The organism is Brevundimonas sp. (genome assembly GCF_016463485.1).
Lineage (GTDB): Bacteria > Pseudomonadota > Alphaproteobacteria > Caulobacterales > Caulobacteraceae > Brevundimonas.
Genome location: NZ_JAEMRD010000117.1, coordinates 1 through 10,318 on the forward strand (window position 1 = coordinate 1; position 10,318 = coordinate 10,318).

13 protein-coding genes are annotated in these 10,318 nt (G+C 67.5%); 10 read left to right on the forward strand and 3 right to left on the reverse strand.

Going from position 1 to position 10,318, the window contains the following annotated elements; translation table 11 throughout:
* The 7 genes from JHC99_RS14285 to JHC99_RS14315 all read left to right on the forward strand — a co-directional run.
* Positions 1–416 (forward strand): response regulator transcription factor (locus JHC99_RS14285; RefSeq protein ID WP_292155077.1); only part of this gene is annotated, 416 nt, incomplete at its 5' end.
* A gap of 4 nt (positions 417–420) precedes the next feature.
* Positions 421–2,079: an ATP-binding protein gene (locus JHC99_RS14290; RefSeq protein WP_292155079.1), complete on the forward strand. Its 1,659-nt coding sequence runs from the start codon at positions 421–423 to the stop codon at positions 2,077–2,079.
* Entirely contained in the window at positions 2,076–2,522 is a 447-nt protein-coding gene (locus JHC99_RS14295) for a serine kinase (protein ID WP_292155080.1), read from the forward strand. The genes JHC99_RS14290 and JHC99_RS14295 overlap by 4 nt, the downstream gene beginning before the upstream one ends.
* Before the next feature lie 116 nt (positions 2,523–2,638).
* Entirely contained in the window at positions 2,639–3,043 is a 405-nt protein-coding gene (locus tag JHC99_RS14300; RefSeq protein WP_271147114.1) for a PTS sugar transporter subunit IIA, read from the forward strand.
* Positions 3,040–3,327, forward strand: coding sequence for an HPr family phosphocarrier protein (locus tag JHC99_RS14305; protein WP_292155081.1), 288 nt, complete (start codon positions 3,040–3,042; stop codon positions 3,325–3,327). Before JHC99_RS14300 ends, JHC99_RS14305 begins: the two co-directional genes overlap by 4 nt.
* 109 nt (positions 3,328–3,436) lie before the next feature.
* Positions 3,437–4,231 (forward strand): cytochrome b/b6 domain-containing protein, encoded by a 795-nt coding sequence (locus JHC99_RS14310; RefSeq protein ID WP_292155082.1) that lies wholly within the window; start codon positions 3,437–3,439, stop codon positions 4,229–4,231.
* On the forward strand, positions 4,228–4,986 hold the full coding sequence (locus JHC99_RS14315) for a molybdopterin-binding protein (protein WP_292155083.1): 759 nt from the start codon (positions 4,228–4,230) through the stop codon (positions 4,984–4,986). The genes JHC99_RS14310 and JHC99_RS14315 overlap by 4 nt, the downstream gene beginning before the upstream one ends.
* Here JHC99_RS14315 and JHC99_RS14320 read toward each other — a convergent pair.
* The 3 genes from JHC99_RS14320 to JHC99_RS14330 all read right to left on the reverse strand — a co-directional run bounded on the left by JHC99_RS14320 (position 4,983) and on the right by JHC99_RS14330 (position 8,565).
* Positions 4,983–5,927 carry a hypothetical protein gene (locus JHC99_RS14320; RefSeq protein ID WP_292155084.1) on the reverse strand — a complete coding sequence of 315 codons (945 nt, stop codon included), beginning with the start codon at positions 5,925–5,927 and terminating at the stop codon, positions 4,983–4,985. The two genes, JHC99_RS14315 and JHC99_RS14320, sit on opposite strands and share 4 nt — an antisense overlap.
* Before the next feature lie 87 nt (positions 5,928–6,014).
* Entirely contained in the window at positions 6,015–7,550 is a 1,536-nt protein-coding gene (locus JHC99_RS14325; protein WP_292155086.1) for a bifunctional diguanylate cyclase/phosphodiesterase, read from the reverse strand.
* Between the two features lie 46 nt (positions 7,551–7,596).
* Positions 7,597–8,565, reverse strand: coding sequence for an alpha/beta hydrolase (locus JHC99_RS14330; protein ID WP_292155087.1), 969 nt, complete (start codon positions 8,563–8,565; stop codon positions 7,597–7,599).
* Between the two features lie 186 nt (positions 8,566–8,751).
* Here JHC99_RS14330 and JHC99_RS14335 point away from each other — a divergent pair, with 186 nt between their 5' ends.
* The 3 genes from JHC99_RS14335 to JHC99_RS14345 all read left to right on the forward strand — a co-directional run.
* Positions 8,752–9,369, forward strand: a complete 618-nt coding sequence (locus tag JHC99_RS14335; RefSeq protein WP_292155088.1) for a helix-turn-helix transcriptional regulator — start codon at positions 8,752–8,754, stop codon at positions 9,367–9,369.
* Between the two features lie 15 nt (positions 9,370–9,384).
* A complete protein-coding gene (locus JHC99_RS14340; protein ID WP_292155089.1) occupies positions 9,385–9,834 on the forward strand; it encodes a hypothetical protein in 450 nt (149 codons plus the stop codon).
* A gap of 72 nt (positions 9,835–9,906) precedes the next feature.
* On the forward strand, positions 9,907–10,318 hold a 412-nt coding region (locus JHC99_RS14345; protein ID WP_292155090.1), incomplete at its 3' end, for an S-adenosylmethionine synthetase N-terminal domain-containing protein.

The following is a 10,318-nucleotide window of genomic DNA, read 5'->3' on the forward strand; positions in this document are numbered from 1 at the left end:
ACTATATCCACAAACCCTTCAGTCAGCGGCTGCTGATCGAGCGGGTCAAGGCCCTGCTGCGGCGCACCGGTGCCGACGGTGGCGAGCCCGAGCCCTCGGCCGAGGTCAGTGGCAAGGCCATCCGTCGCGGCAAGCTGGTCATGGACCCTGCCCGGCACGAGAGCACCTGGGACGGCAAGCCGGTCAAGCTGACGGTCACCGAGTTCCTGCTGCTCCAAGCCCTGGCCCAGCGGCCCGGCTTCGTGAAGAGCCGCGACAACCTGATGGACGCCGCCTACGACGATCAGGTCTATGTCGACGACCGCACCATCGACAGCCACGTCAAGCGGATGCGCAAGAAGTTCCGCGTGGTCGACGGCGAGTTCGACGCGATCGAAACCCTGTACGGCGTCGGATACCGCTATCGCGAAAGCTGATCGCGTGAGCGACGCCGACGACGGCCAGCGACCCGAGGAGGCCGAACCCCGGCGCGTGAAGCGGTTCGGGTTTTCGCGTCTGGGCGGGCTGATCCTGGCGCTGAACCTGGTCAGCCTGTTCATCCTGTTCGGGGGCGCGCTGGCCCTCAATGAACTGCGTCAGGGGCTGGTCGAGGCCCGACAGGAGGCTTTGACGTCGCAGGCCGAACTGCTGGTGCGGGTCCTGGGGGAGCCGCGGGTCGGCGTGACCCAAGGGGTGCCGACTCCCTATCTCGACCCGATCGAGGCGGCGCGCTGGCTGACCGACAACTTCATCCCCGACGGCCAGAGGGCGCGACTGTTCGACGTCGATGGTCTGGCCGTCGCCGACAGCGCGCCGGGCCTGCCGCTACAGCCGATCGCCGATTCCTATGTGCTGACCGAGGCGATTCCCGGCGAGGCCCTGCCGCCCGCGCGACCTGCCGGATCGCCGCCTGAAGACACGACCAAGGCGGTCGAGCGCGAGAGCAGCGACCTGGCCCGCGCCAACGCCGAACTGTCGGCCGAGGTCGCCGGCGCCCTGGACGGCCAGCCCCAGGCCAATGTCCGCATGGCCGAGGATGGTCGACGCGTCATCTCGGTCTCCCTGCCGGTTCGCCACGTGCGCCAGGTGCTGGGGGTGCTGACGCTGGAGGCGGGTGACGTCGACCAGATTCTGGATGCCCAGCGGCGGGCGCTTCTGCCGTTCGCGGTGGTGGCCCTGGCGGTGAACCTGCTGGCCAGTCTGTTGCTGCATCTGTTCGTGGCCCGGCCGGTGATGCGGCTGTCGGCGGCGGCGGAGGAGGTGCGTCAGGGCAGGGCGCGCGCCATCTCCCTGCCCGACCTCGAGCATCGCAAGGACGAGATCGGCGACCTGGCGCGGTCGCTGGAAACCATGACCGAGACCCTGTCGGACCGGATGGACGCCATCGAGGCCTTTGCCGCCGACGTCAGCCACGAGATCAAGAACCCCCTGACCTCGATCCGGTCGGCGCTGGAGACGCTGGATCTGGTCAAGGAGAAGTCCCAGCGCGACCGGCTGACGGCCCTGTTGCAGGCCGATGTGCGCCGGCTGGACCGGCTGATCACCGACATTTCCAACGCGTCGCGTCTGGACGCCGAACTGTCGCGCGACCGGCCGCGCCCGGTCGATCTGAACCTCCTGCTGGGCGACATCGTCCAGGTGTATGAGACGACGTCCAAACCCGGCGATGCCTCGGTCGTGCTGTCCCCGGGCGGTGATGCGCGGGTGCTGGGGCGCGATGGGCCTCTTGGCCAGGTGTTCAGGAACCTGATCGACAACGCCCGCTCCTTCAGCCCGGCGGGCGGCGAGGTCCGGGTCACGATCGGGCGCGACGAGACCGATACAGGCCGCATCGTCACCGTGTCGGTGGAGGACGACGGCCCCGGCATCCCGCCCGACAATCTGGAGACGGTGTTCGAGCGGTTCTATACCTCGCGGCCTAGAGGCACGGCCTTCGGGGCCAACTCGGGCCTCGGCCTGTCGATCGTGCGCCAGATCGTCGAGGCCCACGGCGGGCGGGTCCAGGCGGAGAACCGCACCGATGCGAGTGGCGCCGTCGTCGGGGCGCGGTTCCAGGTGGAACTGCCGGCGACCCATCTGGTGGTGGTGCGTCGCCCGTGACCGGGGCGGACGCCGGAGCGATCCATGCCACCGCCGTCGCGACGCAGATCGCCGGGGACTGGCGGGGGGTCCTGCTGACCGGCGCGTCCGGCTCGGGAAAAAGCGATCTGGCGCTTCGGCTCATCGGCGAGGGCTGGCGGCTGATCGGCGACGACTATGTCCATGTCTGGCGGTCCGGCGGGGCGGTGTTCGCGACCGCGCCCGACCAGATTGCTGGCCGGATCGAGGCGCGCGGCCTGGGCATCGTGGCCACGCCGTCGCGCTGGATCAGCCGGATCGCCCTCGTGGTCGCCTGTGGCCAGGTGCCGCCCGAACGCCTGCCCGAACCCGATCACGTCGAGATCGCGGGGCTTCGCCTGCCTTGCCTGACGCTGGATATCCGGCCCGCCTCGGCGACGCGGACGCTCGCCGTGGCGCTGTCTTCGGGCGTGCGACAAGTTTGACGACGCGGCGGCTTTAATCCCCGTTCGGTTTCCTCTATCTAGGCCCGCTTGCGGCCCATCCGGTGCTCCCCTCCGGTCAGGGCGCAGACGCGGGGGCGTTGAGCGGTGAAGCCTTCATGATCGGGCTGGTGATCGTCACCCACGGGGGTCTGGCCTCCGAATTCCTGGCGGCGATGGAGCACGTCGTGGGCCCGCAGAGCGCGGTCGCGGCCATCTGCATCGGTCCCGAGGACGACATGGAGCGTCGCCGTCGCGACATCCTGGACGCCGCCGCCGCCGTCGACGACGGTTCGGGCGTGATCCTGCTGACCGACATGTTCGGCGGCACCCCCTCCAACCTGGCCATCTCGGTGATGGAGCAGACCCATGCCGAGGTCATCGCCGGGCTGAACCTGCCGATGCTGATCAAGCTGGGCTCGGTGCGCGGCCGCGAGAGCCTCGAGGCCTGCGTGGCCCACGCCCAGGACGCCGGGCGCAAATACATCTCGGTCGCCTCCTGGGTTCTGGCGGGCGAGAAATGAGCCCCACCACGGCCCCGGTCACGGCGACCGCCAACATCTGCAACACCCGCGGCCTGCACGCCCGCGCCTCGGCCAAGTTCGTGAAGCTGGCCTCGGGCTTCGAGGCCGAGATCCAGGTCACGCGCGACGGCCAGACCGTCGATGCACGCTCGATCATGGGACTGTTGATGCTGGGTGCCGGCAACGGCTGCGCCATCGACATCTCCGCCGAGGGCTCCGACGCCCCCGAAGCCGTCGAGGCGTTGCTGGACCTCGTGGCGCGAAAGTTCGACGAGGACGCCTGAGGCGGCGGCTCGCGTAACCTTTCCCCCTCCTGCTTCGTATCTCCCCCGCAAGCCCACATTGCGCGGCCCACCGCGACGTGGGAGCGTTGCGGGGCAAGGGGAGCGGGCGATGACGGATCAGACGGCCGATACGATCTCGGAGCCGGGAACTTTGCCCGAGACATCCGAGCCCCACGGCGACCGGCCCCTGCCCGGCGGGCGGGTCGACACATGGCGGCACCCCGTCCTCGTGCGGATCACCCACTGGCTGAACGTCGTGGCGGTGGTCGTGCTGATCATGAGCGGGCTGAATATCCTGATGGCGCACCCGGCCCTCTACTGGGGCCTGCGTTCGACGTTCGAGGACCCCTGGGTGCGGATCGCGACGATCCCGGACTGGCTGATGATCCCGCAGGGACGGAACCTGGCCGAGGCGCGGACCTGGCATTTCGCCTTCGCCTGGGTGTTCGTTCTGAACGGGCTGATCTACCTGGCCTATGGTTTCATCTCGGGCCGGTTCGGACGGCGACTGTGGCCGACGGTCGCCGACCTCAAGGGGTTCTGGCCCTCGGTGGTCGAGCACGCGCGGTTCCATTTTCCAAAGGACGACCACGCGCGGGTCTATAACGTCATCCAGAAGCTGACCTATGTGGCCATGGTTCTGATTGTCCTTCCGATGATGCTGATCACCGGCCTGTCGATGTCGCCGGGGTTCAATGCGATCGGAGGCGTGCTGCTGGACCTGATGGGCGGGCGTCAGTCGGCGCGGACCCTGCATTTCATCTCGGCCGGGCTGATCGTCGGCTTCATCGTCATCCATGTCGGTCTGGTGATCTGGACCGGGCTCTACAACAACATGCGGGCCATGATCACGGGCTGGTTCGTGATCGAGCCGAGCCCCGATCGCGATGGAGACGACCGATGAACCGCCGTCGCTGGCTGGCCGGTGCCTTTGCTACCCTGGGGGCGGCGGCCTTGTCCGCCTGCAGCCCGACCACCCCGCCGGTGGTGCTTCAGGCCCTGCGCATGGCCGAGGGGCTGACCCGCCGGGCGCAGCGGCTGCTGGTCCCGCGAGAGGCCCTGGCACCCGAATATGCCGCCGCCGACATCTCGCCCGACTTCCGCGCCAATGGGTCGATCGATCCGGCAGCCGCCGACTATGTGGCGTTGAGGGACGACGGATTCGCCGACTACCGGCTGGTCATCGACGGGCTGGTGGATCGACCGTTGAGCCTGTCGCTGGACGACCTGCGCGCCCGGCCCAGCCGTACCCAGATCACCAAGCACGACTGCGTCGAGGGCTGGACCTCGATCGGCCAGTGGACCGGGGTGCGTCTGGAGACCCTGATCGACGAGGCGGGGCTGAAGCCTGAGGCCCGCTACCTCGTTTTCCACTGTTTCGACGCCCTGACCCAGACCGAGGAAGGACCGCGGTACTACGAGAGCATCGACCTGATCGACGCCCGTCATCCCCAGACCATCCTGGCCTATGACATGAACGGCGAGGTTCTGGGCGTGCCCCACGGCGCGCCGCTCAGGCTCCGGGTCGAGCGCCAACTGGGCTACAAACAGGCCAAATACATCCGCCGCATCGAGGCCGTCGAAAGTTTCGACCACATCCAGGGCGGTCGGGGCGGCTACTGGGAAGACCAGGGCTATGAGTGGTATGCCGGGATCTAGTTTTCGGGCGGCGCGTCACGCGCCTCGGTGATGCGGTGGTGGGCGCGGACGATCGAGCCGGCCACCTCGTTCCGGTGCGCGCCCGGATTCTGGTAGTTCCGCTGGGCGTCATACAGGCCCTGCAGATAGGCCATGTCCCAGCCTGTCAGCCCGTCGGTCTGGCCGGGGTCCGTGAACACGTTCAGCACGGTCGCATAGGCGCTGGTGTCCGCTTCGGGATCGACCTGGGCCAGGACCACCATGGCCAGATAGTCGCCGAGCTGTTGCAGCGACACGCCGGAGATCTTGTCCACATCGACGATCACGAAGGCCCGTTTGGTGTCGTCGACGAGGTTCGTGGTGATCCGCGATCCCGCGCTGCGGACAAACGGGGCCTCTTCGCCCGGTAACCTCACCGCGATGGCGCCTGTGTCACTGTCTACCGGGATGCTGACGTTCCACCACCGTACCGGCTGGTTGTTGGTCTTGAAGCGCTGCAGACCGGACCGGCCCAGATCCATGCCGCCTCCGCCGACGATGAACAGGCGCGGCCGCATCGCGACGAATTGTTCGGTGAAGGCATTGGCGTCGGTGACGGCGATGATCAGGACGCTGGGCTCGCACCCGGGTGCGCCGGCGCGCAGGCCCAGATCCTGGGCCACGGTGGACACCCGGTCGACGATGTACTGGGCGGTCTCGTTGCGCAGGTTGGCGACCCCGACGCAGACCCCGTCGCGCCAGCGGGCCAGACCGCGCCCCCGCGCCGGCGCCCCGACCTCGCGGACGAAGGCCTGGGTCGCCTCGTCCAGCCGACCGCCCTCGACGACGATGTCACCGAGGTCGACTGCGCCCGGATCGCCGGCGACGGGCGATGAAGCGGACACGGGCGGGGTCGGAGCCTGCGTCTGGACGTGAGCGGGCTGGGCCGTCAGGAGGGCTGCGGACAGGATGAGCGACAGCATGATTTCAGGCCTGGCGAATACGATCGCGGCGCGATCCTTCAGAACCCCAGACTACTCTTCCGCGATCGGAGCGGCAATCAGATCGGGTCAGGCGGCGCGCAACCGGCGCTCGCGCACCGTGGTCTCGACCTGGCCGAAATGCTGGAGGATCTGGGCGCGGGCCATCGGCGGGGCGACGAAATAGCCCTGGGCCTGGTTGCAACCCTCGGCGCGCAACATGTCTAGCTGGACGCGGGTCTCGACCCCTTCGGCGAGCACCTTGACCCCGATGGCCCCCGACAGGTCGCTGATGGCGCGGATGATGGAGGCGGCGTCCTCGCGCACCCCCAGCGGCGTCACGAACGACCGGTCGATCTTGATCTTGTCGATCGGGAACTGACCCAGGTAGCTGAGGCTGGAATAGCCGGTGCCGAAGTCGTCGAGCGCGATCTGGAAGCCCAGCTTGCGCAGGTGTTCCAGGTTGCCCAGCACCGTGGTCCCGGCCTCCAGCAGCAGACCCTCGGTAATCTCGAACTCGAAGGCCTGCGGTTTCACGTCATGCTTCTTCAGCAGGTCGCGCACGGTGGTGATGAAGCCGGTCGACTGTAGCTGGATCGGCGAGACGTTGATGGCGACCTTGAGATTTGGCCACAGGACGGAATCGGCGAACGCATGGTCCATGGCATATCGGCCGAGCGCCTCGCCGAGGCCCGCCGCCTCGGCCAGAGGCACGAACAGGCTGGGCGGGATGGCACCGCGGGTCGGGTGGGGCCAGCGCATCAGGGCCTCGACCCCGATGGTCACGCCGCGCTCGTCGATCTGGGGCTGATAGACCATACGCAGCACACCATCGGCCAGGGCCTGACGCAGTTCCATCTCGAGGTCGAGCTTCAGCCGTTGCGCCTCGTCCAGGGAGGCGTCGAAGAACGCCAGGTCGCCGCCGGCCGTCCGGGCGGCCGAACAGGCCAGCCGGGCCTGGCGCAGAGCCTCGCGCGGGTCCGTGACCGACAGGTCGCAGAAGTTGACCCCGATCGTGGCTCCGACCACCACCTCTCCCGCCGGGGTCGCGACCGGCAGGGACATCAGCTTGCCGATCTGACCGCCGACCAGGGCCAGCTTTATCTCGCTCGACGACGGATGGAACAGGGCCAGGGTGTCGTCGCCGATGCGCGCCACGGCACCGCTCTGTCCCAGGGCCGAGCACAGGCGCACGCCGAGTTCCCTCAGCACCTCATCTCCACAAGCCGTGCCCAGCCGGTCGTAGACGTCGCGCAGACGGTCCAGGCTGACGCAGACGACGGCGACCCTGGGCTGGGTCGATGCCTGATGGCCGAGCGCTTCGACGAAGCCTTCGGCGTTGGGGAGCTGGGTGACCGGATCGCGCCGGCGCAGGTGGGACGCCCCGGCTCGTGCCGCGCTTTCGGCGTCGCGGCCTTTCTTCCACTGTCGCAGCAGGAGCAGGGCCGAGGCGATGAGCCCGGCGTTGATCGTCGGCATCGAGGAGGCCAGGGTCGGGATCGCGGAGGCCTGGAGCACCAGGAAGATTACCAGCGACGCCAGTGTCAGGAGGGCGGCAAACGTCAGCACGTCCATGGTGTGGCCGGCGACATTGCGCATTAGCGCATCGGGAGATCTGGTCGTCATACCGTGTCCCACGGTGTCAGAGGACGACAACCCTAGATCACAGCCTCTAAATAACCCCTGAATTTCCGATAAATTTCAGCAGGGCTGCGTTCACCTCATCCGGTCGCTCCTGCTGGATCCAGTGGCCTGCGCCCGACAGGACGATCTGCCCGCGCAGGTCGGTAAGCCAAAGAGGCTGTTCCGCCTCATGCTTTCCGGAATAGTTCCGTACCGGGTCGCGTTCGCCGACGATGAACAGCGACGGCTGGTCGATCCGGCGGTCCTGCAGGTAGGCCGTCAGCGACCAGTTCAGATCCAGGCAGCGATACCAGTCGATCGGCCCCTTGAACCCGAAGGCGGAAAAGGCACTCACATACTCGGCAAAATGGGTCTCGCTCATCCATGGCGGCAGGGTCGCGTCCTCGGGGACGACCGACAGCATGTTTTCGCCCGCCGGGATGAACCCCGTCGACTGGCGCTGGGTCGGTGTCGCTCCGTCGTAGCCGTAGAAACATTTGCGCAGCGCCGTCGCCGGGTCTGCGTCGAAGATGGCGTGGGCGTCATCGGCCTGCAACCGCGAGATATAGAGGTCGCCCAGTCCCGCACGTTTCGAGATCGCGGCCATGGCGGGGATCGGCGGGCCGCCGGCACGCCTGGGCTGGAACGGCACCGACAGACCGGCGACGGCGCGAAACATGTCGGGGCGCATCAGGGCGCAGTGCCAGGCCACGGCCGCGCCCCAGTCATGACCGATGACGACGCAATGCGTCTGGCCCAGGGCCCGGACCAGATCGACCATGTCGCCGACCAGATGCAGGATGGAATAGCCGTCTCGCGGGTCCGGGCCGGGGCTTCCTCCATAGCCGCGCATATCGGGCGCGACGGCGTGGTAGCCCGCCTGCGCCAGGGCTGCGATCTGGTCGCGCCAACTCAGGGCCAGTTCGGGGAAACCATGGATCAGCAGCACCAGGGGGCCATCTCCGGCTTCCAGCACAGCCTGGGGCCGGGTATCGGTCTGGACCGTTCGCGTCTGCACCGTGTGAAATCCTCTGGCCGGTTGATATCGACCGACCCAGTGATAGGGCGGCCGCACGCGGTGCGCCAATTCCGGCCCCGTCGCGATTGCGGCGAAAAGCTCGGGAATGTGATCTCGGCTCGCGTCCCTGCTGGACGGAGGTGCGACAATCGCACTAAGGCATGGGGCCTTGTCCCGGAGCGTATGATGCCCCCCCGTCTGAGCGCACGTCAGGAACAGTGCATCCGCTTGACCGCCTTCCGGACGGACAAGGAGATTGCCGCCCACCTCGGGATCTCGGAAGCAACGGTCAAGAAGCACGTCCATGAGGCCTGCCAGCGCCTGGGTGTGAACCGGCGCAAGGCGGCCCTGGCGATCCTGGACCAAATGGGACCAGGGCCGAATGACCCCATAGCCGAAACGGTCCCCCCGCGCTCCGATGAGATCGTCGAGGGGAAATCGAACAATGGCCAAGTCGGTGGGCCCGCTGCCGCAATGGAGCTGGGACGAGCTGGAGATCGCGCTGGATCGGCTGGGAACAGCGGATCGGGATCATCCAGTGCGCGCGCACATGATGTGCGCCTTGAAGGCCGAGGCGGCCGTGGCGACATCGTCTACGGACCTTCTGACGTCGGTCCTGTCGATGGCGGCGCTGCTGGCGCAAACGCCCGGCTCGGTTACCGCGCTCCACCGCGAGGATCGCTCGTTCGGCTGATCCTGATCGGCATTACCGCCATCATCCTGGTCGCCATGCTCATCACCGTCGGCGGACTTGTCAGCGAGTTCCACCATGTGGTCGAGAGGTTCGACCCCGAGGCCAAGTGATCTGGAGCCACTGACTTGCCCCCCGTACAGCTCTTCTTCCTGTGTTCGGCGCTGCTGATCCTGCCGCTGGCATGGGTCAAGGGCGGGCATCCGGAGCGGGCGGGGGTGGCGCTGCTGATTGGTGCCTATGTGTCAGGGCCCTTTCTGCAAGGCTATCAGGTCGGCGACGTCATGGTGGCGGTGGCGGTCTGCGACCTTGTCGTCTGGTCGGTCTTCGTCGGGTTGGCGCTCCGATATGATCGGTGGTGGCTGCTTCTGGCCTCGGGAGCCCAGAGCCTGAACGTGTTGTCGCACGCAGCCATCCTGCTGACCCCGGACCTGAGCACGCGTGAAGCGGTCGCGGCGCAGTGGGTGTTCGGCCTCGTCTCCCTCTATGCCCTGTTCAGCGGTATCCTGGAGCGTCATCTCTCCGGGGAACGTGCGGCGAGCCCCGCTCTGTCGCGGACGCCCGTGCCGCAAACCTGACTTGAACATATAAGCATATCTTTATATGTCTGCCCCGGCTCGCCGCGCGCGAACCCCCTTCAGGAGCCCGCCTTGTCCCGTTCGTCCTTCCTCTTCACCTCGGAAAGCGTGTCCGAGGGTCACCCCGACAAGGTCGCCGACCGCATCTCGGACACCGTGGTCGACCTTTTCCTGGCCAAGGACCCCTACGCCCGCATCGCCTGCGAGACCCTGACCACGACCAACCTAGTGGTCCTCGCCGGCGAAATCCGCGGCGAAGGCATCATGGACACGGCCGGTAATTGGGCCCCCGGCGTCCAGGACGAGATCGAGACCGCCGTACGCGCCGCGGTCAAGGATATCGGCTATGAGCAGACCGGCTTCCACTGGGAAACCTTCGAGTTCATCAACCGCCTGCACACCCAGTCGGCCGACATCGCCGTGGGCGTCGACGCCGCCGGCAACAAGGACGAGGGCGCGGGCGACCAGGGCATCATGTTCGGCT

Excerpts from the sequence above, each read along its gene's own strand:
- JHC99_RS14315 (WP_292155083.1), top strand. The coding sequence starts at position 4,228 with ATGAACCGCCGTCGCTGGCTGGCCGGTGCCTTTGCTACCCTGGGGGCG.
- JHC99_RS14310 (WP_292155082.1), top strand. The coding sequence starts at position 3,437 with ATGACGGATCAGACGGCCGATACGATCTCGGAGCCGGGAACTTTGCCC.
- JHC99_RS14320 (WP_292155084.1), bottom strand. The coding sequence starts at position 5,927 with ATGCTGTCGCTCATCCTGTCCGCAGCCCTCCTGACGGCCCAGCCCGCT.
- JHC99_RS14300 (WP_271147114.1), top strand. The coding sequence starts at position 2,639 with ATGATCGGGCTGGTGATCGTCACCCACGGGGGTCTGGCCTCCGAATTC.
- JHC99_RS14325 (WP_292155086.1), bottom strand. The coding sequence starts at position 7,550 with ATGACGACCAGATCTCCCGATGCGCTAATGCGCAATGTCGCCGGCCAC.
- JHC99_RS14305 (WP_292155081.1), top strand. The coding sequence starts at position 3,040 with ATGAGCCCCACCACGGCCCCGGTCACGGCGACCGCCAACATCTGCAAC.
- JHC99_RS14335 (WP_292155088.1), top strand. The coding sequence starts at position 8,752 with ATGCCCCCCCGTCTGAGCGCACGTCAGGAACAGTGCATCCGCTTGACC.